This is a genomic window from Mesorhizobium waitakense (genome assembly GCF_056431085.1).
In genome coordinates this window covers 264009-285445 of the sequence record NZ_JBWKME010000016.1, presented here as the reverse complement: position 1 = coordinate 285445, position 21437 = coordinate 264009, and the positions used below count along the sequence as shown (strand labels likewise).

The 21437-nt window shown below is 62.8% G+C and carries 23 protein-coding genes; 12 read left to right on the top strand and 11 right to left on the bottom strand.

Annotated features, from left to right (window positions below; all coding sequences use genetic code 11):
- The first annotated feature begins 30 nt into the window (after positions 1-30).
- Positions 31-621, top strand: a complete 591-nt coding sequence (locus AC07FD_RS03950) for a TetR/AcrR family transcriptional regulator (protein ID WP_095091861.1) — start codon at positions 31-33, stop codon at positions 619-621.
- Positions 622-951: 330 nt separating this feature from the next.
- Here AC07FD_RS03950 and AC07FD_RS03945 read toward each other — a convergent pair whose 3' ends face one another.
- The 5 genes from AC07FD_RS03945 to AC07FD_RS03925 all read right to left on the bottom strand — a co-directional run bounded on the left by AC07FD_RS03945 (position 952) and on the right by AC07FD_RS03925 (position 6452).
- A complete protein-coding gene (locus tag AC07FD_RS03945) occupies positions 952-1974 on the bottom strand; it encodes a LacI family DNA-binding transcriptional regulator (protein WP_478348730.1) in 1023 nt (340 codons plus the stop codon).
- A gap of 125 nt (positions 1975-2099) precedes the next feature.
- On the bottom strand, positions 2100-2891 hold the full coding sequence (locus tag AC07FD_RS03940) for an ATP-binding cassette domain-containing protein (protein ID WP_457154340.1): 792 nt from the start codon (positions 2889-2891) through the stop codon (positions 2100-2102).
- A 3-nt stretch (positions 2892-2894) separates the two neighbouring features.
- Positions 2895-3881, bottom strand: a complete 987-nt coding sequence (locus tag AC07FD_RS03935; protein WP_478348729.1) for an ABC transporter permease — start codon at positions 3879-3881, stop codon at positions 2895-2897.
- Between the two features lie 114 nt (positions 3882-3995).
- Positions 3996-4931, bottom strand: coding sequence for a substrate-binding domain-containing protein (locus AC07FD_RS03930; protein WP_095091864.1), 936 nt, complete (start codon positions 4929-4931; stop codon positions 3996-3998).
- Positions 4932-5294: 363 nt separating this feature from the next.
- Entirely contained in the window at positions 5295-6452 is a 1158-nt protein-coding gene (locus tag AC07FD_RS03925; RefSeq protein WP_478348728.1) for a fumarylacetoacetate hydrolase family protein, read from the bottom strand.
- 243 nt (positions 6453-6695) lie between these two features.
- Here AC07FD_RS03925 and AC07FD_RS03920 point away from each other — a divergent pair, with 243 nt between their 5' ends.
- The 7 genes from AC07FD_RS03920 (at position 6696) to AC07FD_RS03890 (ending at position 13515) form a co-directional block, all read left to right on the top strand.
- A complete protein-coding gene (locus AC07FD_RS03920) occupies positions 6696-7979 on the top strand; it encodes an NAD(P)/FAD-dependent oxidoreductase (RefSeq protein WP_478348928.1) in 1284 nt (427 codons plus the stop codon).
- A gap of 85 nt (positions 7980-8064) precedes the next feature.
- The gene (locus AC07FD_RS03915; RefSeq protein ID WP_478348727.1) at positions 8065-8949 is read left to right on the top strand and encodes an ABC transporter permease; all 885 of its coding nucleotides are present in this window, start codon (positions 8065-8067) and stop codon (positions 8947-8949) included.
- Positions 8946-9815: an ABC transporter permease gene (locus tag AC07FD_RS03910; RefSeq protein WP_478348726.1), complete on the top strand. Its 870-nt coding sequence runs from the start codon at positions 8946-8948 to the stop codon at positions 9813-9815. The genes AC07FD_RS03915 and AC07FD_RS03910 overlap by 4 nt, the downstream gene beginning before the upstream one ends.
- The gene (locus tag AC07FD_RS03905) at positions 9800-10864 is read left to right on the top strand and encodes an ABC transporter substrate-binding protein (protein WP_478348725.1); all 1065 of its coding nucleotides are present in this window, start codon (positions 9800-9802) and stop codon (positions 10862-10864) included. Before AC07FD_RS03910 ends, AC07FD_RS03905 begins: the two co-directional genes overlap by 16 nt.
- Positions 10865-11068: 204 nt before the next feature.
- A complete protein-coding gene (locus tag AC07FD_RS03900; protein WP_478348724.1) occupies positions 11069-11677 on the top strand; it encodes a cupin domain-containing protein in 609 nt (202 codons plus the stop codon).
- Positions 11667-12752, top strand: a complete 1086-nt coding sequence (locus tag AC07FD_RS03895; protein ID WP_478348723.1) for an ABC transporter ATP-binding protein — start codon at positions 11667-11669, stop codon at positions 12750-12752. The genes AC07FD_RS03900 and AC07FD_RS03895 overlap by 11 nt, the downstream gene beginning before the upstream one ends.
- Positions 12753-13161: 409 nt before the next feature.
- On the top strand, positions 13162-13515 hold the full coding sequence (locus AC07FD_RS03890; protein ID WP_477413668.1) for a SnoaL-like domain-containing protein: 354 nt from the start codon (positions 13162-13164) through the stop codon (positions 13513-13515).
- A 99-nt stretch (positions 13516-13614) separates the two neighbouring features.
- On the opposite strand, the gene AC07FD_RS03885 is transcribed toward AC07FD_RS03890, so the two are convergent.
- The 3 genes from AC07FD_RS03885 to AC07FD_RS03875 are packed head-to-tail and all read right to left on the bottom strand — an operon-like array spanning position 13615 to position 15016.
- Positions 13615-14094 (bottom strand): SRPBCC family protein, encoded by a 480-nt coding sequence (locus tag AC07FD_RS03885; RefSeq protein ID WP_095091872.1) that lies wholly within the window; start codon positions 14092-14094, stop codon positions 13615-13617.
- Positions 14091-14447 (bottom strand): ArsR/SmtB family transcription factor, encoded by a 357-nt coding sequence (locus tag AC07FD_RS03880; protein WP_477397313.1) that lies wholly within the window; start codon positions 14445-14447, stop codon positions 14091-14093. Before AC07FD_RS03880 ends, AC07FD_RS03885 begins: the two co-directional genes overlap by 4 nt.
- Before the next feature lie 5 nt (positions 14448-14452).
- Positions 14453-15016 (bottom strand): dihydrofolate reductase family protein, encoded by a 564-nt coding sequence (locus AC07FD_RS03875; protein ID WP_478348722.1) that lies wholly within the window; start codon positions 15014-15016, stop codon positions 14453-14455.
- Between the two features lie 154 nt (positions 15017-15170).
- Between AC07FD_RS03875 and AC07FD_RS03870 the strand changes: the two genes are divergently transcribed.
- On the top strand, positions 15171-15527 hold the full coding sequence (locus AC07FD_RS03870; protein WP_478348721.1) for an ArsC family reductase: 357 nt from the start codon (positions 15171-15173) through the stop codon (positions 15525-15527).
- A gap of 173 nt (positions 15528-15700) precedes the next feature.
- On the opposite strand, the gene AC07FD_RS03865 is transcribed toward AC07FD_RS03870, so the two are convergent.
- Genes AC07FD_RS03865 through AC07FD_RS03855 form a run of 3 tightly spaced genes read right to left on the bottom strand, consistent with a single transcriptional unit; the run spans position 15701 to position 18330 of the window.
- Positions 15701-16057 carry a DUF488 domain-containing protein gene (locus AC07FD_RS03865; protein ID WP_095091874.1) on the bottom strand — a complete coding sequence of 119 codons (357 nt, stop codon included), beginning with the start codon at positions 16055-16057 and terminating at the stop codon, positions 15701-15703.
- Between the two features lie 21 nt (positions 16058-16078).
- Positions 16079-17335, bottom strand: a complete 1257-nt coding sequence (locus AC07FD_RS03860) for an aminopeptidase (protein ID WP_478348720.1) — start codon at positions 17333-17335, stop codon at positions 16079-16081.
- 26 nt (positions 17336-17361) lie between these two features.
- Positions 17362-18330, bottom strand: coding sequence for a LysR substrate-binding domain-containing protein (locus AC07FD_RS03855; protein ID WP_478348719.1), 969 nt, complete (start codon positions 18328-18330; stop codon positions 17362-17364).
- A gap of 95 nt (positions 18331-18425) precedes the next feature.
- Here AC07FD_RS03855 and AC07FD_RS03850 point away from each other — a divergent pair, with 95 nt between their 5' ends.
- The 3 genes from AC07FD_RS03850 (at position 18426) to sbmA (ending at position 21435) form a co-directional block, all read left to right on the top strand.
- On the top strand, positions 18426-18641 hold the full coding sequence (locus AC07FD_RS03850; RefSeq protein ID WP_478348718.1) for a hypothetical protein: 216 nt from the start codon (positions 18426-18428) through the stop codon (positions 18639-18641).
- A 263-nt stretch (positions 18642-18904) separates the two neighbouring features.
- The gene (locus tag AC07FD_RS03845; protein WP_478348717.1) at positions 18905-20062 is read left to right on the top strand and encodes a YbfB/YjiJ family MFS transporter; all 1158 of its coding nucleotides are present in this window, start codon (positions 18905-18907) and stop codon (positions 20060-20062) included.
- A gap of 113 nt (positions 20063-20175) precedes the next feature.
- Positions 20176-21435, top strand: a complete 1260-nt coding sequence (gene sbmA / locus AC07FD_RS03840) for a peptide antibiotic transporter SbmA (RefSeq protein WP_478348716.1) — start codon at positions 20176-20178, stop codon at positions 21433-21435.
- The last annotated feature ends 2 nt before the right edge of the window (positions 21436-21437 follow it).

Below are 21437 nucleotides of genomic sequence, written 5' to 3'. Positions count from 1 at the left end.
AGGGATTTTTGGGAAACCAAGGAGGTTTTGATGGAAGACGGCACTGTGGAACGCGTTCGCCCCCGGGACAGGATCCTGGAGACGGCGCAGGACATGTTTCACAAGCATGGCATCAAGGGCGTCGGCATCGACGCCATCACTGAGGCCGCCGGAACCAACAAGATGACGCTCTATCGTCATTTCGATTCCAAGGACGATCTCATCATCCAATGCCTGCGCGCCACCGCCTGCAAGGCTGGTGCGATCTGGGAGAAATTCGAGATTCAGCATCCCGGCGACAAGCTGGCGCAATTGCATGCCTGGGTTCGCATGGCCGCCGATTGCCTGACGGCTGACGGCCGCGGCTGCGACATGGCCAACGCAGCCATCGAGTTGACCGACGCGGATCATCCGGCCAGGCGCGTCATCAAGGAACTCAAGGAAGCCCAGCGCGATCGCCTTGTCACGCTGTGCAGGGATGCCGGCATCGGCCAGGCTGAGCTGCTTGCCGATACGCTGTCGCTTCTGCTTGAAGGCGCCCGTGTCAGCGTTCAAAGTGTCGGTACCGAAGGCCCGAGCGCGCAGTTCGTGCGTATGGCGGAAGGGCTGATCGTCTCCTTCCGCGGCACTGCTGCCGGCTGAATTCTCCCCGGCAATCTTTTCGATCTCGCGACCGAGAATGAATTATGCCTCACGCCCTTGGCGTGAGCGCAATTGCGGTCGCATTGATTGGAACGAAAAAAGCCCGCTGCCGGGAGGAGGTGGCAGCGGGCTCGATTTCGAGTGTGGCGCGGGAGGAGGTGCACCCCACTCAGCGTCGGCATCGCATCTGGGAGGAGTAGATGGCCGACAACCGCAAAACTAGGGGTTGCCCAATGATTCGGCAATCGTGGATCGTGCATAGCAGCTGTGCAGATTCGCTGTATCACCCGCGAAAGTTGCCGAGTGTGACCGGAAAAGCGCAGGCCAGCTTCACTGCACCGGGACGTTTTCCCTGAAGATCAAGCGCGGCTCGATGAACTTCCGCGTCAGATAGGGCGCCGAGGATGCAATCGAGCCGAGCAGGCGAATGACCGACTGCTCGGCGATCAGCCTGGCATTCTGGTCGATGACGACATCGAGCAGGTCGTCGACGAGATAGCCCCGCGTGTCCCTTGTGAGGTCGTGACAGATGAACACCGGCTTGCGGTTCGGCCTTAATTCCCGGATCGCCTTTGCAACGCCCGAATGTCCGGCTCCGACGCAATAGATGCCGAGCAGTTCGGGCTCGTTGTGCAGCGCCTTCATGGTCTCGGCATAGCTGACGTCGGGCTCGTCGTTGATCTCGACGGCGCTGCTGACGGTCAGGTTGGGAAACTCCTCGTTGAGCACCGAGCGGAAACCCATTTCGCGCTCTTCATGGCCGCGATAGGAGCGCGAGCCGACGACCATCGCCAGGTGGCCAGTGCGACCGCCAAGGAAGCGTCCCATCAACAGCGCCGCCGTTCGTCCCGCCACCCGGTTGTCGATGCCGACATAGGCCGATCGCGGTGCGGCCGGAACATCGGACACCAGCGTGACTAGGCGCATGCCGGCGTCGACGATGTCGCGCAGGATGTTGCGCGTGCGCGGATGGTCGACGGCGATGACACCGACGCCATTGGCCCGGAGCGAGAGGTTTTCGACGGCGGCCTGCAGCGCGTTCGGCGAGATTCCGGCGAGGTTATGGATCCGGCACGAGGCGACAAGCGGCAGCCGCGCGGCGTAGTCCTCGATATGTCCGGCGAGATCGCGCATGAAGGCATTGCTGCCGATCGGCAGCAGGAATTCGAGATGGGCGGGCCGCGAGGGCAGCGTCACCTGATCGGCGACCGGCAGGTAGCCGAGCTGCTTGGCGGCTTCCATGACGCGCTGCCGGTTGGCGGCACTCGCGCCCGGCCGGTTGTTGAGCACCCTGTCGACCGTTGCCGTCGACAGCCCGCAATTGCGGGCGATATCCGAGACGGTGGCTTTCATGCCGTAACCCTATGTCCCGATGCGATGCCGCGCCAGACGAGCGATGCGATTTGAGGGGACGGTTGATTGCCACCCCATCAGCCGGACCGTCATTCGGCGGCCTCGACAAGACGGCTGCCCCGGACTCAGTGCGATGGCTTGCCATCGGCGATGGCATCGCGGATTTCCTTGTCCGACATACCGGTGATGATCCGTTCGACTTCCGCCACGCTGGTCTTCTTCGGGTCGATGTCGTCGGCGACCACCTTGCCCCGGCGCATGACCACGATGCGGTCGACCACCTGGAAGACGTGGTGGATGTTGTGGGCGATGAAGATGCAGGAATGGCCGGAATCGCGGGCGTTGCGCACGAAGCTCAGCACGCCCTGTGTTTCGGCAACGCCGAGATTGTTGGTCGGCTCGTCGAGGATGATGAGGTCGCTGTCGAAATGCATGGCGCGCGCGATCGCCACCGCCTGGCGCTCACCGCCGGAAAGCGAGCCGATCGGTGTCGTCGGCGGGATGTTCTTCGAGATGCCGACCTGCTTGAGCAGGTCGCGGGCGACCGTGTTCATGGCGTCCTGGTCCATCCGGTTGAGGAAGCGCGGTGGCTTGATCGGCTCGCGTCCGAGGAACAGGTTGCGGGCGATCGACAATTGCGTGACCAGCGCCGAGTCCTGGTAGATCGTCTCGATGCCGTGGGCGATGGCGTCGCTGGTGTTGCGCAAGCTCACCTTCTTGCCGCGGATGAAGATGTCGCCGCTGGTCAGCGGAACGGCACCCGAGAGCACCTTGATCAGCGTCGACTTGCCGGCGCCATTGTCGCCGAGCAGGCCGACGATCTCCCGTTCATTGACATGGAAACTGGCGTCCTCGAGTGCCTGCACGCGGCCATAGGACTTGCGGATGTTCTGCATGCGGATCAATGGCTCGGCCATGGTTCAAGTCCCTGCCTGATGCCGGCGTTCCAGCCATGAATGGAGCGCCATCATGCCAAGGATGATCGCGCCGATGAAGATGTTGTAGGCAAGGCCTGGCACGCCGATCAGCACGATGCCGTTGCGCATGACGCGCAGGATCAGGATGCCGAGCACTGTGCCGATGATCGTGCCGCGCCCGCCGGTCAGCGCCGTGCCGCCGATCACCACCATGGCGATGACTTCGAGCTCATAGCCGGTGCCGCTGTTGGGGTTGGCGGCCGAGGTGCGCAGCGACGAGATGACGCCCGCAAGCGAGGCCATCAGCGATGACAGGACGAACAGGCCGATCTTGACGCCGCTGACATTGACGCCGCGGGCGCGCGCCGCATTGGGATTGCCGCCGGCCGCCTGGATCCAGTTGCCGGTGCGGCTTTGCGTCAGGACATAGCCGAGCGCGATGGCCGCGGCGATGAACCAGAACAGCGACATGTAGATGCGGAACGGCCCGATGAAGAAGTCGCCGACCAGCGCCTCGGCCAGCCAGCTGCCTTCGGCGCTCCAGGTGCGCTGCGGAAACCCGTCGGTAACGAAAAGGGCAGTGCCGCGCACCACCAGCAGCATGCCGAGCGTCACCAGGAAGGACGGGATCTTGAGCTGTGTGACGAACCAGCCATTGACCAGACCGATGAAGGCGGCGACCAGCAGTGCCGCGACAAAGCTGACCTCCAGCGAAGTGAGGCCGCTGTTGAACAGCGTCCACATCAGCACCGGCGAGAAGCCGAACAATGAACCGACCGAAAGGTCGAACTCGCCAGACGTCATCAACAGCGTCATCGCCAGCGCGATCAGGCCGAGTTCGACCGTGAAGGCCAGCGTGTTCGAAATGTTCTGCGGCGACAGGAAGTCGTGGTTGATGCTCCAGAAAACGGCGATCTCGATGACGAGCAGCACCAAAGGGCCGAATTCGGGCCGCGCGATCAGGTGTTGGATGAGCGAACGATTTTCCACGAGCAACCCGCGATAGGATTGGAAAGGCTGAGCCTTGTACGGCGAAGGGCTCGGCGAAAATGGAGAAGTCAGTCGCGACCGCCCGAGCAGTCGCGACTGTTTGAGTTTGGGATCTTATTTGCCGGACAGGATCTTGTCGTAGACCGCGGCGGTATCCTTTTCGTAGAGCGCCCCGGTGATCACGTTGAAGCCCGGAGGAATGCCGGCAGCGGCCATGTTGGCCAGGGAGAGGGCGACATAGCTGGTAGCCTGCGGGTCCTGCCACTGGCCGGCATTGACGTAGCCGTTCAGCACTTCCTGGGTGGTGTCGAGCGAGTTGCCCCAGCCGACAACCGGAATTTCACCCGGCTTGATGCCGACCTGGTCGAAGACCCGCTTGATCGAGCCGGTCACCAGGTCGCCGAGGCCGATGATCGCCTTGACCTTGGCCTTGTTGGCGGTGAGGTAATCAACCATGCGGTTGATCACTTCGGCCTGGTCAAGCGTGGCTTCGGTGATTTCATAGGTGATGCCGAGCGGACCGAAGACGCTCTTGATGCCTTCTTCTTCCTGGACGCCATAGGTGGCGCCGGGGACCTCGACCGGCATCCAGACGAAGTCGCCTTTCTTCACCAGGCCCTTGTCGACCAGATACTGCGCCCAGTGCTTGCCGAAGGTGACGTTGTCACCGCCGACATAGGCGTTGAAATTGGCCTTGGGATCGGGCGTGTTGAAGTTGATGATCGGGATGTTGGCCGCGCGGGCTTCCTTGACGATCTCGACAAGGCTGCCCGGATCGGGGCTGGTGGTGACGATGCCATCGGCCTTGGCGGAGAGGGCGGCGCGAACCGCTTCCTGCTGCGAGGCCACGTCGCCATTGTGGAACGAGGTGTTGACGGTGTTGCCGGTGTCCTTGGCCCATTGTTTGGCGCCAGCCAGGAAGTAGGTCCAGACCGGGTCGGCCGGGCCGCCATGCGAAATCCAGTAGAAGGTCTTGGCCTGTGCCGCTGCTGGAACAATCGTCAGCGCCACCAACAGGCCATATAGAACGAGTCTTAGCCGTGTCAGCATTTGATTTCCTCCCGTTTGTAGATGGTCAGTTCCTTATCCGTCCCTTGTTCCGGCGACCGCCGGATCGCGTCTCTTGCCAGCGCCGGTTGGATGCGTCAGAGCATTCCCTTTTTCGACGGATGGCAAGCCTCCATCTGCAGATGTAGTGGGCGCCTGACGAGGCGCCATCAACGCCCCCATCAGATTGCATCAGTTGCGGTGGTTTTTCGCGGCGGTCGAAAGATTGGCGTCGACGATGCCGCCGGCGCCGACATGAGATCATTCCGGCAAGCTCCGCCATCGCGCCTATCGGAACCAGCATCAGCCGCGGCACCTTGGCGGTCGGAATGCCGCCATGGGTGGCGGCTTGCGAGCAGAGACCGGCTAGATGAGCTTGGCCCCGGCCAACTCGCGCATCAGATGGCTGGCGCCGTAGGTCCAGTGCGGGCAGTCGGGCGAGAGCCGCACGCGGTTGACCAGTGCGCCGAATTTCTCAGACGAGATCGTGACGATGTCGCCGACCTTGTGGGTGAAGCCCTTGCCCTTTTCGCCGCGATCCTTCGACGGCACGAACATGGTGCCGAGATAGAGCGCCAGCCCGTCGGGATACTGGTGGTGCGGGCCCATGGCGGCGGCAACCAGCTCTTCCGGCGAGCGGCTGATCTCGGCCATCGAGCTTGCGCCCTCCAGCGAGAACCCGTCCTCGCCTTCGACCTTCAGGCGCACGACGGCCCGCTTCACGTCATCGATCGAGAATGTGTCGTCGAACAGCCGTATGAAGGGGCCGAGGGCGGCCGAGGCATTGTTGTCCTTGGCCTTGCCGAGCAGCAGCGCCGAACGCCCTTCGACGTCGCGCAGATTGACGTCGTTGCCGATGGTGGCGCCGACGATCCTGCCGCTGCCGGCGGCGATCATGGCGATCTCGGGCTCGGGGTTGTTCCAGGTCGACACCGGGTGCAGGCCGACATCGGCGCCGAAGCCGACCGAGGCCATCGGCTGGCACTTGGTAAAGATCTCGGCGTCGGGACCGATGCCGACTTCGAGATATTGCGACCAGGCGCCGCGTGCGATGAGCTTGGCCTTGATCTCCATCGCCTCTGGCGAACCGGGCTTCAGCTTCGACAGATCGTGGCCGATCAGCCCGGCAATGTCGGCGCGGATGGCGTCGGCTTTTTCCGCCGATCCGCGCGCCTGTTCCTCGATCACCCGTTCGAGCAGGCTGACGACGAAGGTGACGCCCGAGGCCTTGACCGCCTGGAGGTCGACCGGGGACAGCAGATACGGCTTGTTCGCATCGCGCGTGGCCTCAAAACTGTTGGCGGCGAGGGCATCGAGCGAGCCGATCGGCTTGCCCTTCGCCGACCGCACATGACCGGCCGGATCAGGCATCCCGCAGACATCACGCACAGTCGGTGCCGTGCTCGACGTGATGTCGAAGATCGTGCCATCGCGCACCGTGACCACCATGGGATACGAGACATCGCTGCTCCTGGCGCGGCCGACAAAAAGACCTTCAGCGGGCAGGTGCGTCGGGTTGGTCATGGCGTTCGGTCCTCTGAAATGATCGACAATGCGGGCCGGCCGCATCGGCGCGGCACTTTCACCGGATTCCGGTCAAAGGTCTATCCCGTTGGCTGCCAATCTGCATTGCCGTGTTCGATCGGCAAGTGCCTGGTCCGAACGGTCCGTTGGCGTTGGTCCAAATGTCAGGGCCGAAAACGCTGTTTCAAAATTGTGAAATTCTGACTAGAGTTTTCATTCATGGCAGCCCATCCAGGTGACCCTTTGCCCGCACCGTTCTCCGATCCCGTCTGGCGTAGGCCGCAAGCGGCCTCCCGGTTTCAGTCGCTGTTTGCCGGCGGCGGACGTGCCGATGTCGTCATTGTCGGTGGCGGCATCATGGGTCTGTCGACGGCTTTGCATGCGGCCCGCTCTGGCATGTCCGTGCAAGTGCTGGAGGCCGGCGACATCGGCCGCGGCGCCTCGGGGCTCAATGGCGGGCAGGTCATTCCCGGCCTGAAATACGATCCGGAATGGCTGCTCGCGCATTTTGGCCCGGAGCGCGGCGAGGCGCTGGTCGATTTCGCCGCTTCGACCGCGGATGCCGTGTTCGAACTGATCCGCGATGAAAAGCTGGCGGTTCCCTTCGTCCGCAATGGCTGGATCCAGGCGGCGCACACCGAGGCCGCGCTGAAGGCGGCGGCAGAACGTGACCGGCAATGGCGGGCGAGGGGTGCCGACGTCGAGCTTTTGAGTGAGGCCGAGATCGCGGCCATGACCGGCGCTCGAGGGTATCTCGGTGGCTGGCTCGACCGCCGCGCCGGAGTCATCGATCCGCTCGCTTACACATCGGAACTGGCCCGGGTCGCAGCGGCGGCTGGTGTCGGGATAGCGGAGCGCCAGAAGGTCGTAAAGCTCGTCAACGCCGGCGGCGTTTGGCGTGTTTCGACCGAAAGCGGCACTGAATTGCAGGCGAAGGCGGTCGTGCTGGCGACCAACGCCTATACGGATGGTTTGATCCCTGGCCTCGCCGAGACGATCGTGCCGCTGCATTCCTTCCAGATTGCCACGGCACCGTTGCCGCCCAAGCTGGCGGCCACGATCCTCCCGGAAGGGCAGGCGGTGTCGGATTCGCGTCGCATCCTCGTCTACTACCGCAGGAGCGCCGATGGCCGGCTGGTGCTCGGCGGGCGTGGCCGCATGGCCTTGCCGACGAGCGCCAGTGACTGGGCGCATCTCGAGCGGGCGCTGCGGCGGCTCTATCCCGGCCTGTCCAACGTCGCCATCGAGAAGCGCTGGTTCGGTCGGGTGGCGATGACGCCGGACCACCTGCCGCACATCCACGAGCCGGAGCAAGGCCTTGTCGCCGTGGTCGGCTGCCAGGGTCGTGGCGTCGGCCTGATGACCGCGCTTGGCCAACGCATCGCAGCCTATCTTTCCAGCGGCGACGCCAGGCAGTTGCCGTTTCCGCTCACGCCGATCCGGCCGATCCCGTTCCACGCCTTCCGGCAGGTCGGCGTTGCCGCGACCATCGCCTGGTATCGCCTGCTCGATGCGCTGGAGCGTTGACGCAGCATGCCAGCGGGATTCCGCTTGACAGTTTCATGAATATGAAAAATTCTTAGGTAATTTCAAAATTTCGATGGGCAGGTCGATGTCGACCATTGTTGCAACGCAAGCGCCAGAAGCCCGGTCTTCATCGGGCTTCCGGGTCGCGATGTTACTGCCGGGCGCGCTGGTCACCTTCCTGCTGATCCTGTTTGCCCTTGGACTGGTGCTTTTCCTCGCCTTCCGCAACAATGACGGTTCGCTGCTCGGCACCGGTTTCAGCCTGGCGAATTTCGCCACCGTGCTGTCCGATCCGCTGTACTGGACGGTGACGCTGCGCTCGCTGGTCATTGCCGCGCTGGTGACGCTGGCCACCGTCGTCACCGCCTATCCCGTTGCCTATTACCTTGCCTTCCATGCCGGACGGCGGCGAGGCCTGCTGCTGTTCCTGGTGACGCTGCCGTTCTGGACCAGCTATCTCCTGCGCGTCTTCGCCTGGAAGATCGTGCTCGCCTACAACGGCGTTTTGAACTCGGCGCTGATCGAAAGCGACATCTGGTCCGAGCCGACATTGGCCTTTCTCAACACGCCGGCCGCTGTCGTCGTCACGCTCGCCCACGCCTATGCGCCGTTCGCCATCCTGCCGATCTATGTGGCGCTGGACACCATCCCGAAGTCGCTGATCGAGGCCGCTTCCGATCTCGGCGCCAGACCCTTCACCTCTTTCCGCCGGGTCGTGCTGCCCAATTCGATGCCCGGCGTGCTGGCGGCCGCACTTGTCGTCTTCGTGCCGACGGTCGGCGACTATGTCACGCCTGCGCTCGTCGGCGGCCCGGCCAGCACTATGATCGGTACGCTGATCCAGGCCGAGTTCGGCAAGGCCAACGACTGGCCGTTTGGCGCCGCACTCGCCGTTGCCGTCATGCTGGTCATCCTTGCCGTGGTGCTGGTCGCACGCTTCACCGACCGCAGATTTGGCAGCCGCACATGAACATCGCGCACGCGCAGGGTGGCGGCCGCTGGCTTGGCGTCTATGTCATCGCCTACCTGGTCTTTCTCTATCTGCCGGTGCTGCTGATCCCGCTGTTTTCCTTCAACAACTCGATCCAGGCAGCATTTCCGCTGCAGGGCTTCACCTTGCAATGGTACGCGACGCTGTACGGCAATTCGGTGCTGTCCGGCGCGCTCGTCAACAGCCTCGTCATCGCTGCGATTGCCGCCACGGGGGCAACGCTGTGTGGCATCACCGTGTCCTACATGGATCTCTATGGCCGCTCGCCGCTGGCCGCCGTCATCAGCGCCGTCGCGCGGCTGCCGATCCTCATCCCGGGTGTCATCGTCGGCATATCGCTGCTGATCCTCATCAACCTCATCGGTCTCGGGCCGTCGCGCATTGCCATCGTTCTCGGCCACATACTGGTGGCACTGCCAACGACGGTGGTGATCATGCGCAGCCGCTTTGCTGCCATCCCGAAAACCATTCGCGAGGCGGCACTCGACCTCGGCGCTTCCGACTGGACGACCTTCCGGCGGGTGATGCTGCCGCTCAGCCTGCCGGCCATCATCTCGGCCTTTATGCTGGCCTTCCTGATCTCCTTCGACGAGTTCATCGTCGTCTTCTTCCTCGCCGGCACAGAGCCGACGCTGCCGCTCTATATCTGGAGCCAGCTTAGGTTCCCGAAATCGCTGCCGACCGTCATGGCGCTGGGCACGTCGATCCTGGCCCTCTCCTTCGTCATTGCTGCAATCGCCGAAATCCTGCGCCATCGCGGCCTGTCCGCAGCGGCGCCACGACCCGCGGATCCATCACAACCAAAACAAACCAAGAGAGGAGAACTGCAATGGCATTCGACCTGATATCTGCAAAGATGGCCCGGACCGGCCTGGCCGCCCTGGCTTTGGCGCTGTCGTCGACCGTGGCTTTCGCCGGCGACAAGCTGCAATATTTCACCTGGTCGGGTTATGAACTGCCCGACTTCAACAAGAGCTTCCTTGCCGCGCATCCCGATGGCGTCGAGGCCTCCATCTTCGGTGACGATGATGACGCCTTCACCAAGGTCAAGGCGGGCTTCCGCCCTGACATCGCCCATCCCTGCTACGACAAGGTGGCGCGCTGGAACAAGGAAGGCCTGCTGCAGCCGATCGACACCAAGCGCATCAAGAACTGGGATTCGATCTTCCCCGTGTTCAAGAACCTGCCCGACCTGCAGGCCGGTGACGGCAAGGTCTGGATGGTGCCGTGGGACTGGGGCAACACATCGATCCTCTACCGCACCGATCTGGTGAAGAACCCGGAAGCGAGCTGGAACCTTCTGTGGGACAAGCAGTATGCCGGTCGCATGGCGACCATCGACGCCGTGCATGACACGCCGATCGTTGCGGCACTTCTGGCCGGCGTCAATCCGTTCGACATGACGCCGGAGCAAATGGACAAGGTGGCGGAGAAGCTGCGCGAGCAGCGTCCGCTGCTCTCCAACTACACCACCGACATGACCTCGGTCGAACAGGCGCTGGCCAGCGGCCAGCTGGTCGCCGCCATGACCTGGAACGCGTCGGCCACCTCGCTGAAGAAGCAAGGGGTGCCGGTCGAGTTCATGAAGCCGAAGGAGGGCATGCTGACCTGGTCCTGCGGCTTCGTCATGCTCAAGGACGCCAAGAATGTCGATCTCGCCTATGATTTCATCAACAGCCGGCTGGACGCCGACTCCGGCAAATACCTGATCGAGTCCTATGGCTATGGCAGTTCACTGAGCTCTGCCTTTGCCACCGTGCCGAAGGAGGAGCTGGAGAAGCTGCAGCTGCCGTCCGACCCCGAGGTGATGCTGAAAACCACCATCTTCACCGGACCGATGAAACAGAATGACGAACTCGCCAAGATGTTCGAAAAGGTCAAGGCAGGCGGCTGACGCTGATCTTCCCTTCTCCCCTTGTGGGAGAAGGTGGATCGGCGCGAAGCGCCGAGACGGTTGAGGGGTGCTGGCCGGAGCGCCGTTGGTGCCAAGCTGGAACACCCCTCATCTGTCGCCTTCGGCGACACCTTCTCCCACAAGGGGAGAAGGGAGAGTCCCGCCAAGCGGCTCCGACAAAGACACTACGACGAGGACGAATGCATGGACATGCTGGACGAAGCGGCTGAAAAGCCGAAGGACGATGCCGATGTGCGGGTCGGCCGGCGCGTGCGGGCGCTGCGGCTTGAACGCAACCTGTCGCTGGCCGATCTGGCCGCCAGGGCAGGGGTGTCGATCGGCGCGCTCAGCCAGATCGAGCGCGGCATGTCCTCGCTACGCGTCAAGGTGATCTGGCCGCTCGCGGCCGCCCTCGACATCGAGCCGTCGGCGCTGATCGCCGACGGCAACGATGCCGTCAACGATCTCTATTGCGTGCGTGCCAACAGCCGCCGCGCCATTCCGGTCAAATCTGAAGGCATTGCCAAGGCGCTGCTGTCGCCGCCGGGTGCGACGCTGACCGGCATGCTGGTGTCGGTGGAAGCCGGCGGCGGCACCGCCGAGGCCTATGCCCATGCTGGCCATGAATTCGGCTTCGTCGTTTCGGGTGAGGTCGAGCTGGTGGTGGATTCGACGAACTACGTGCTGAAGACCGGCGACAGTTTTGCGTTCAAGAGCACGCTTTTGCACGCCTTCCGCAATCCGGGCGCCGAGCGCTGCCAGATCCTGTGGGTCAACACCACCAAGCCGTCCGAGGTTCGCGATGGCGCCTGATCCTCTCGTCCGGCTGCAGGCGGTCTCGAAGATCTTTCCCGGCGGCATTGTCGGCCTCGACGCCGTCGATCTCGAGATCGTCCGCGGCGAGTTTCTCACCTTGCTTGGGCCGTCGGGCTGCGGCAAGACCACCAGCCTGCGCGTCATCGCCGGCTTCGAAAGCCCGTCGAGCGGCAAGGTTCTGCTCGACGGCCGTGATATCACTGCCCTCAGGCCCTACGACCGGCCAGTCAACACCGTGTTCCAGGATTACGCGTTGTTTCCGCATATGAACGTTGCCGAAAATGTCGGCTTCGGCCTGTCCTTGCGAAAACTTTCCGGCGCCGAGCAGGCAAAGCGCGTCGGCGAAGCCCTCGATATGGTTGGTCTGGCCGACAAGCTCGGCGCCCGCGTCTCCGAACTGTCGGGCGGCCAGCGCCAGCGCGTCGCGCTCGCCCGTGCCATCGTCTGCGAGCCGCGCGTGCTCTTGCTCGACGAGCCGCTGTCGGCGCTCGACGCGCATCTGCGCGAACAGATGCAGGTCGAGTTGAAGCGGCTGCAGTCGCGGCTCGGCACCACCTTCGTCATGGTCACCCACGACCAGACCGAAGCGCTGTCGATCTCCGATCGCATCGTCGTCATGAACACGGGCCGCATCGAGCAGATCGCGCCGCCGGCAACGCTCTACGACCGGCCCGCGACCACATTCGTCGCCAGTTTCATCGGTACCATGAACCTGTTGCAGTCGCGTTTTATCGGGCGCGACGGCGATCGCTTGCGGTTCGCCGCCGGTGCCTTGCCGCTCGAAGCGACCTCCGAAACCGGCGAAGCTCCGGCCGAGGGCACTATCCGCACTGTCGGCGTGCGGCCCGAGGATTTGCTCGCGGCCACCGAGGCGGCACCCGGCACGGCGCCAGCGCGCGTCAACAGCATCGTCTTTCACGGCCGCACGTTGCGCCTGCATGCCGAACTGGGGCAGGGCGCGCCTGTTGTCATCGACGCGCCGCGTCAGGCCGATGGTTTTCAATTCAGCGTCGGCGATGTGGCGCATATCAGCCTGCGCCGGGGCGCCAACTGCCCTATGCTGCCAGGCTAGTTTCACTGACACTCCAGAACCGGAGCACCGCAGGTGACCAGTCATCCCGGACTGCCTCACCGACGGCAAATGGGTGGCACCCGTGGTATCGGAGGCGTGGAAATTCACGCTTGACTCGAAGCTAAGTTCCTGTTTTGTTCTATGTAGTACAAGGCAGGAGCGTACTTCTGCGGGCGTTTGCGTATGTATCTGCAAGGCGAATTCGACTTCGGCTTCCAAAGCCGTCACGGTGGCCTAAACGGCCGGCCGCTGAGGGCGATGTGATCGCCGATCGCTCCCTCAAATCGTCGTCACATACCCCGCGCGATATCATCATCCTGACATCGCTTGTCAGCTACCAAGCGGATCGATGATGGCAGGCCAACAGGCTGTCCCCTAATTGCAATGCGTCTGAACAGGAGGAACACAAATGACCATCGCGGAAATTGCCAAGGATTTCACCGAACTCCTACAGCAAGGCGACCACCACGGTGCCGCCGAGAAATACAATGCCGACGAAATCGTCAGCTACGAAGCCATGGAGGGGCCGATGGCCGTCTCGCATGGCAAGGAGGCCCTCAAGCAGAAGGGCCAGTGGTGGCAAGAGAACCACGAAGTCCATGGCGGCTCGGTCGAAGGCCCCTATGTCAACGGCGACCAGTTCGCAGTGCGCTTCAAGTTCGACATAACGCCCAAGGCTACGGGCGAGCGTGTCACCATGGATGAGGTCGGCGTGTACACGGTCAAGAACGGCAAGATCACCGAAGAGCGCTTCTACTATTGAGGCCGGAAATAATACCGGACTCCGGGAGCCTGCTCGCTTCGCGGCAGGCTTGAAAATAAGCATGGCGGCCGGGACGATAGCCCGGCCGCATGTGAGAGTTCAAATCGTCTTCACGTACTCTGCCAGTTGATCCGCCACCGTGCCCCAGCCATCGAAGAAGCCCATCTCTTCATGGTTCTTGCGGGTCGCTTCGTCGCGGTGGATGGCGGTGGCGGTGTAGCGCGTACCCTTGCCGTCCGGCTGCAAGGAAATGACCGCGGTGATGAACGGCTCCCCTGACGGCCGATAACCCGGCAGCAGCGCATCCGTCCACACCAACCTCTCGTTCGGCACGATTTCCAGATAGCAGCAATGGCGGTCGCTGACCTCCTTGCCGTCAGGCGACTGCATGCGCGTGCGAAACAGCCCGCCCGGCCTGAGGTCGATCTCGCAGTCGGTGACCATCCATGGCTTCGGCGTGAACCATTGCTTGACATGGGCAGGGGTCGTCCAGGCCTTCCACAACAACTCGCGCGGCGCATCGACGACACGCTCCAGCACGAGGTCCAGCCTGGGATCCGGCTTGAACGGATAGCTCATGCGTCTTTCTCCTTCAGGGTCATCACATAGGCGTCGAACTGGTCGAGGCGGCGCTCCCAGAGCGTGCGCTGTTCGGCCAGCCAGTTTTCGGCGAGCTTCAGCGGCTCGGGCGCCAGTTGATAGGTTCGGACCCGGCCAGTCTTTTCCGAGCGCACCAGTCCGCAGCCTTCGAGGACCCTGAGATGCTCGATGAACGAGGGCAGGGCCATGTCGAAGGGCTGCGCAAGTTCGCTGACCGAGGCGGGGCTGCGGTTCAACCGCTCGACCACGCGTCGCCGCGTCGGGTCCGACAGGGCGCGAAAAATGCCGTCGATCGGTGGCGGTGTTTGTGTCGCGGATTGCAGACTTGTCATGGCGATCACCGCTCGACACGGTAAGTGAGCACCACGGCGCCGTTGGCGAAGGAGCGTGTGTCGACCAACCTGAGGTCCGCCGCGTCCTCGGTCCTGTCGAAAAGCTGCGCGCCGCTGCCGAGTATGACCGGGAACACCATCAGCCGGTATTCGTCGACAAGGTCGTGCTGCTTGAGCGCATTGACCAGCGTGCGGCTGCCGCCAACGACGATATCGCCTTTCAGATCCTGCTTGAGTTTGCGGATCGCGGCCATCGGTTCGCCTTGAAGGACCGTCGTGTTGTTCCAGGCCGGGGTCTTCACCGTCGTCGACACCACATATTTCGGCATGCTGTTCATCCGGTCCGCAAAGGCGCCTTTGTAAGTCGGCCAGGCGTCGGCGAAGCTTTCATAGGTCACCCGGCCGATCAGCAGCGCTTCGTGGTCCAGTACCTCTTGGAATTTGTACTCGATCTGTCCGGCCTCGTGCCGTTTGCCGACCCAGTTGGTGTGCCGGTAGCCCGGCTCGCCTCCCGGCGCTTCCATCACGCCATCAATGGAGATGAATTCCGATACAACGATCTTGGCCATGGTCAATCCTTTCCGGCTTTGGCCATTACTTAGGAAAATTCCTTAGTGTTGGCAACAGCCAAAATTCGAAGGATGCCAGCCACGGGTGCTGGCAAAGCGGGAAGGGCGGTTCTAGGCTGGGAGCGGATTCGACTGTCAGTTTGGGGAAGTGCGCTTGATGATCACGATGTACGGCATCACCACCTGCGACACGATCAGGAAGGCACGCGTCTGGCTGGAAGGTCATGATGTGCCCTATCGTTTTCACGACTACAGGGTGGAAGGGCTGGAGGCGAAGCGGCTGGATGGCTGGGTCGGCAAGGTTGGCTGGGAAATTCTGCTCAACAAGGCAAGCACGACCTTTCGCGAATTGGCCGACACGGACAAGCAGAACCTCGACGAGAAGAAGGCCAAGGCGCTCATGCTGGCCAAGCCGACCATGATCAAGCGGCCGGTGCTGGACCTGGGCGACAGGATTCTGGTCGGCTTCAAGCCGGATGTTTATCAGCAGGCGGTGGGCGGGTTGGAGTAGCAGGCCGGCGAAGCTGCCGATCTCCCCCCTTGCGGGGGAGATGGCCGGCAGGCCAGAGGGGGGTGGGAAGGATCGCCAACCGTTGGTTGTTCCAAAATCGAACTTGTCTCAGGCATCTCCCCCGCAAGTGGGGAGATCGGCCAATCGCCACCGTTGCAGGGAATAGGCGCCCTTCAATCCGACTTTCTGAGATACGCCGCCAGCGCCACCGCATTGTTGTGCGCCTCGTCATGCGCACCATAGAGCAGCGTGACCTTTCCGGTGTCGAGCAGCGCACGCAACTGCCCGACCGCCTCTGCATTCCCGTCCAGCTCAGCCCGATATCGCTTCTGAAACTCCGCCCAGCGCTCCGGCGCATGGCCGAACCATCCGCGCAAGCCATCGCTCGGTGCGATCTCCCTCAGCCATAGCGCCAACACGGCCTCTTGCTTACTGACGCCGCGTGGCCAGATCCGGTCGACCAGAACCCGTTGCCCATCGTCGGGCGCCGGCGGCTCGTAGATCCGCTTGACCGCCAGGTCGAAGGCCATCCGACGTTCCTCAAGTGCCTGTCAGGCCCACTCGCCCTTGCGCATCACCGGCACACGAGCGCCATCCTTGTGGACGCCATCTATGTCGATCTTGTCCGAGCCGATCATCCAGTCGATGTGGATGAAGCTCTTGTTGCCGCCGCGTGCGGCGATTTCGTCCTGGCGGAGCGAGGCGCCGTCGACGAAACACTTCGAATAGCACTGGCCGAGTGCGATGTGGCAGGCGGCGTTCTCGTCGAACAGCGTGTTGAAGAACAACAGGCCGCTGGCCGCGATCGGCGAAGAATGCGGCACCAGCGCCACCTCGCCGAGACGGCGCGCGCCCTCGTCGGTGTCGAGCACCTTCTTCAGCACGTCCTCGCCCTTCGAAGCCTTCGCCTCGACGATCCGGCCCTCCTCGAAACGCACCGAGATCTCGTCGATCAGCGTGCCTTGGTAGGACAGCGGCTTGGTCGAGGAGACATGGCCCTCGACGCGCCTGGCATGCGGCGTGGTGAAGACTTCCTCGGTCGGGATGTTCGGGTTGCAGGTAATGCCGTTCTTGGCGGTCGAGGCGCCGCCCATCCATTCATGGCCGTCCGCCAGCCCGACGGTCAGGTCGGTGCCCGGCCCGGTGAAATGCAGCGCATGGAAATTGTGGCCGTTGAGCCATTCGGTGCGGCCACGAAGTGCTGCATTGTGCGCCTTCCAGTTGCCGATCGGGTCTTCAACGTCCACCCGCGACGCCGCAAAGATGGCGTCGGCGAGCTTCGCCACGGCAACGTCGTCGGCATCATCTGGGAAGACCTGCCTGGCCCAGGCGAGATCCGGGTAGGCGACGATGTTCCAGTTGATATCGAAGCCGGTGATCTTCTCCAGTGCCGGCTGATAGGCCATCGAATTCGCCTTGTTGGCGCGCGCCACTTTCGCCGGATCCTGCGCCGACAACAGCGACGGATCCTCGCCGCGTACGGCAAGCCGCGCCGCATTGTTGGCGAAGGCCTTCGCCATGCCTTCATAAAGCCAACCGGCGGCCCGGTCGAAACTGGCATCGGCGCCGAAGCGATAGCGCGCCAGCGTCATCTCGTCGTCGTTGAATATCGGCGTCACCAGCCCGGCGCCGGCCTTGTAGGCATGCTCGACGATCCGTCTGGTCAGCGGCAGCGCCGCGATCGACGACGTCAGCACCAGGTCCTGTCCGGGTTGCAACCGCAGCCCGACCTTGATGGCGACTTCCGCCAGCCTGTCGAGCTTCACCGGGTCTATCGATGCGGCAACGCCGCGCGAATGTGTGGTCATGATCCTGCCTGCCGTAGTTTGATGTCTCACTCTACATAGACCGGTGCGACGGTGCTTTCCACCGCGATCCCACCGGTGGGTGCGGTGGCCACATTCGGCGACCCGAACTGTGCCATCGTCGCCTCGATCTCTTCCTTGATCCAGACCTTGAAATCCCGGACCTTGCGGTTTTCGGCCTTGGCCGAGGAGGTCACCAGCCAATAGCCGAGGCCGCTCTGGGCGCGGATCCCGAACGGCGCCACGAGCCGGCCGTCGGCCAGCGCATCGGCGGTGAGCAATTGCCAGCCGAGCATCACGCCATGGCCAGCGATCGCCGATTCCAGGCACAGCATCGGATCGGTGAAGCGCGCGCCCTTCAGGAAGGTGACGGGTGGAACACCGGCTGCCTCGAACCAGCTTTCCCAGTTGATCATAGCCCGCTCGTCGGTGATGGCGCAGGTCTGGGCAAGGTCCTCGATCGATTTCAGTTTCCTGGCGATCACCGGGGCGCAGACCGGAAAGACTTCCTGGGCCAAAAGCAGTTCCGCCCTCCCGCCCGGCCATTTGCCGTCGCCGAGCCGGATGGCAATATCGATGTCGGAGTGGTCGAGATCGGCCAGCCGCACCGAAGCATCGATGCGCAACAGCACGTTGGGATGCCGGGCGAAGTGACGCGACAGCCGCGGCAGCAGCCACTTCGAGGCAAAGGCCGGCGCCACCGAAACCACCAATGTGCATTGCGTCGCCTCGTCGGCCAGCGCCACGGCGTGGGCAAGCTCGCGAAACCCCGCACCGAGGCGGGCCGCGAAGACGGCGCCGAACTCGGTCAGCACGAGACCGCTCGCCGTTCGCTCGAACAGCGCCTGGCCGAGCTGTTTCTCGGTGCGGCTGATCTGCTGGCTGACGGCGCTGACGGAAACGTTGAGTTCGCCGGCGGCCGCCGCGAGCGAGCCGAGACGGGCGACGGTTTCGACGGCGCGAAGGCCGTTGAGATGGACGCGATTGAGCATGGCCATTTGAGTTTTTCTAAACCGATCCGGCTGAAATCTCAATTGAAAGACACATCGAAACGGCAGACTTTACGGAGGGAGCCAGACCCGCGGAGCCGAAAATGCTGAGCATGTTGTCATCGCTGAAGATCTTTTTCTCCACCCATGCTCCGCAAGAGCCAAGCCGGGAGAGCGTGACGCTGACCGATCCGCTTTCGCATCCTGTGCTCAACACCATGTCGGAGCGCGAATTGGGTGATGTGCCGTTCAGGCTGACGGCGCAGCGGACGGTGCACGAGACTGCTTCATGGCATGCCGGTTTCGGTGGACGCTGCTGAGAGCCTGTTTGGAAATTCTACTCTGGCGGCCATCTGATGGCGTTTTCTGCGCTTCCGTTGCTCACGGACCAAATGTCCGCTGTGCTACGGTTCTCGAAACCACCACCATATGACTCGCCAGAGCGAATTTCGAAGCAGTCTCTGAGCGGACGTCTCGCTTTCCGGCTTAAGCAAAAGTCGAGGCGAGCGCCGCGCACTGCGACCGCGCTGGCCCAACCAAAGGTGGATTGTTTCACCGCCTCGCGCACTTATTGTGCACTGCAATGACACCCACCTCGACAGCAATCCGTTTCGCCGTCGCCGGCATGATCGCCATGGCTGTTGCCATGGGCATCGGCCGCTTTGTCTACACGCCGATCCTGCCTGGCATGATGGAGGAACTCCATCTGTCGCCGGCCGATGCCGGGTGGATCGCCTCCGCCAACTATCTTGGCTACCTCGTCGGCGCGCTGGCGGCGGCGGGCGGTTGGGCGCAGGGACGTGAACGCATGCTGATGCTGGTGGGTCTCGGCGCCAGCACGGCCCTTGCTGCGTTGATGGGACTGTCCGACACCATGGTCGCCTTTCTCGTCATCCGCTTTCTGGCCGGCCTGACCAGCGCCTTCGTCATGGTGTTCATGGCCAGCATCGTTTTCAGCCATATTAGCGCTGCCGGCCGCGGCGACCTGCAGGCGTGGCATTTTGGCGGCGTTGGCCTCGGTATCGCGGTGTCCGCGGCGATGATGGCGGCGCTGGTCACCGAACATGCCGGCTGGGCGGCTGGCTGGCTCTGGTCGGCGGCAATTTCGGCTTGCGGTTTCGTCGTCGTCGCGCTGTTGGCGAACGAAGGCCCTCTCGCCAATGGCAACGCCACGCGCGAGCCGTCGCTGCCGAAGGACTGGTCGCTGATGAAGATCATCGTTGCCTACGGCCTGTTCGGTTTTGGCTATGTGGTGACGGCGACGTTCCTGGTCGCCATCGTCCGGCAAGGCGGCGGCAGCCGCGTCTTCGAGGCCATGGTGTGGATGGTCGCCGGCCTTGCCGGTTTTCCCTCCACCTGGCTCTGGCAGAAGATCGCCGCCCGGATCGGGCTTTACGCAGCCTATGCGCTGGCATGCTTCATCGAAGTTGCGGGTGTCACCGCCAGCGTGGCCATCGGCGGCCGCACAGGGCCGCTGCTTGGCGGCCTGCTGCTCGGCGGCACCTTCATTGCCATCACGGCACTTGGCCTGCAGGCCGCGCGGCACCAGGCGCCAAAAGCGCCGCGGCGTATCTTTGCCTTGATGACGGCGACCTTCGGCCTTGGCCAGATCATCGGCCCGATCGCCGCCGGGTTGCTGGCGCAAATGTCAGGCGATTTCTTCCTCGCCTCGATCACCGCCGCTGCCATGCTGGTCGTCTCCGGCGCCATCACATGGTCGGCCGCGCCAAAATCGCCATGATTATAGGGTTGCTCGATGCCGGGCATCGGGTAGGCATTTGCTTTCCACCTAATATGTGACTTTATGCCCGCTAAACCCCGCTGATTTGCGCATCGACCGAGGAATCCCCCACAGTGTTCGTATCCTTCTTCCCGCAGCCGAAGCTTTTTTTCTCTTCGGCAGCCATCTGGAGCCTTGCGGCGATCCTGTTCTGGTTTTTCGGCGGCGAGCAGTTGGGCGCCGTTTTCGGACTGCCGCCGGCCGCGGCGGGCGCGCCCTCCATCATCGGCATCGCCATCCTTTTGTCGCCGCCGTTTCTCTGGTTCTATCTCTACTTCGCGTTTTGCGTGCTCGTCTTCTACGCGTTCTGGAGCTGGTATTCGCCGCATCCTTGGCAGCGCTGGTCCATCCTGATGACGGCGGTCATCCTGTTCTTCATCTATTTCAATGTGCAGGTCAGCGTCGCGGTCAACGCCTGGTACGGGCCCTTCTTCGACTATGTGCAGGGGCTGATGTCGGGGACTGGAAAGTCGACCAACGGTGAGTTTTACATCGGGCTGGCCGATTTTTCGTGGCTCGCGCTCGTCGGCATGAATGTGCAGGTGGTCAACGCCTTCATCGTCAGCCACTGGATCTTCCGCTGGCGCACCGCGATGAACAATTATTTCGTCGAGAACTGGGGCAGGCTACGCCATATCGAGGGCGCCTCGCAGCGTATCCAGGAAGACACGATGCGGTTCTCGCAGATCATGGAGGATCTCGGCTCGAGCTTCGTCCAGTCGATCATGACGTTGATCGCATTCCTGCCGGTCATGATCCAGTTGCAGGCTCACATCAGCGAGTTGCCGATTGTCGGCGCGATCCCGCAGCCATTGGTTGTCGCAGCCCTGGCCTGGTGTCTGTTCGGAACGATCTCAGTGATGATTGCCGGCCTGAAACTTCCGGGGCTCCAGTTTCGCAACCAGCGTGTCGAGGCCGCCTATCGCAAGGAACTTGTCTATGGCGAAGATCATGCGGAGAGGGCCCAGCCAGCTACCACCGCCGAGCTGTTCGCGAACGTTCGTCACAACTATTTCAGGCTCTATTTCCACTACATCTATTTCAACGTGGTCCGGTATACGTATCTGCAGGCTGACAATATCTTCTCGCTGCTGATCCTGGGTCCGTCACTGGTGGCGCACAAGATAACCTTCGGCGCACTGAACCAGATCTCGAACGCATTCGGCAAAGTGACGGGTTCGCTGCAGTTTCTGCTCACCTCCTGGTCGACCATCGTCGAGCTGCAATCAGTCCACAAACGCCTGCGCGCCTTTGAAGCGACGCTGCAAGGCGAGCCGCTGCCGCCGATCGATCAGCGCTACCTGGAACGGCAAGGCGCTGAGGACCCGGCCTAAAG

Coding starts and splice junctions, on each gene's coding strand:
- AC07FD_RS03950 (WP_095091861.1), top strand. CDS start 31: ATGGAAGACGGCACTGTGGAACGCGTTCGCCCCCGGGACAGGATCCTG.
- AC07FD_RS03945 (WP_478348730.1), bottom strand. CDS start 1,974: ATGAAAGCCACCGTCTCGGATATCGCCCGCAATTGCGGGCTGTCGACG.
- AC07FD_RS03940 (WP_457154340.1), bottom strand. CDS start 2,891: ATGGCCGAGCCATTGATCCGCATGCAGAACATCCGCAAGTCCTATGGC.
- AC07FD_RS03930 (WP_095091864.1), bottom strand. CDS start 4,931: ATGCTGACACGGCTAAGACTCGTTCTATATGGCCTGTTGGTGGCGCTG.
- AC07FD_RS03925 (WP_478348728.1), bottom strand. CDS start 6,452: ATGACCAACCCGACGCACCTGCCCGCTGAAGGTCTTTTTGTCGGCCGC.
- AC07FD_RS03915 (WP_478348727.1), top strand. CDS start 8,065: ATGTCGACCATTGTTGCAACGCAAGCGCCAGAAGCCCGGTCTTCATCG.
- AC07FD_RS03910 (WP_478348726.1), top strand. CDS start 8,946: ATGAACATCGCGCACGCGCAGGGTGGCGGCCGCTGGCTTGGCGTCTAT.
- AC07FD_RS03905 (WP_478348725.1), top strand. CDS start 9,800: ATGGCATTCGACCTGATATCTGCAAAGATGGCCCGGACCGGCCTGGCC.
- AC07FD_RS03900 (WP_478348724.1), top strand. CDS start 11,069: ATGGACATGCTGGACGAAGCGGCTGAAAAGCCGAAGGACGATGCCGAT.
- AC07FD_RS03895 (WP_478348723.1), top strand. CDS start 11,667: ATGGCGCCTGATCCTCTCGTCCGGCTGCAGGCGGTCTCGAAGATCTTT.
- AC07FD_RS03890 (WP_477413668.1), top strand. CDS start 13,162: ATGACCATCGCGGAAATTGCCAAGGATTTCACCGAACTCCTACAGCAA.
- AC07FD_RS03885 (WP_095091872.1), bottom strand. CDS start 14,094: ATGAGCTATCCGTTCAAGCCGGATCCCAGGCTGGACCTCGTGCTGGAG.
- AC07FD_RS03880 (WP_477397313.1), bottom strand. CDS start 14,447: ATGACAAGTCTGCAATCCGCGACACAAACACCGCCACCGATCGACGGC.
- AC07FD_RS03875 (WP_478348722.1), bottom strand. CDS start 15,016: ATGGCCAAGATCGTTGTATCGGAATTCATCTCCATTGATGGCGTGATG.
- AC07FD_RS03865 (WP_095091874.1), bottom strand. CDS start 16,057: ATGGCCTTCGACCTGGCGGTCAAGCGGATCTACGAGCCGCCGGCGCCC.
- AC07FD_RS03860 (WP_478348720.1), bottom strand. CDS start 17,335: ATGACCACACATTCGCGCGGCGTTGCCGCATCGATAGACCCGGTGAAG.
- AC07FD_RS03855 (WP_478348719.1), bottom strand. CDS start 18,330: ATGGCCATGCTCAATCGCGTCCATCTCAACGGCCTTCGCGCCGTCGAA.
- AC07FD_RS03850 (WP_478348718.1), top strand. CDS start 18,426: ATGCTGAGCATGTTGTCATCGCTGAAGATCTTTTTCTCCACCCATGCT.
- AC07FD_RS03845 (WP_478348717.1), top strand. CDS start 18,905: ATGACACCCACCTCGACAGCAATCCGTTTCGCCGTCGCCGGCATGATC.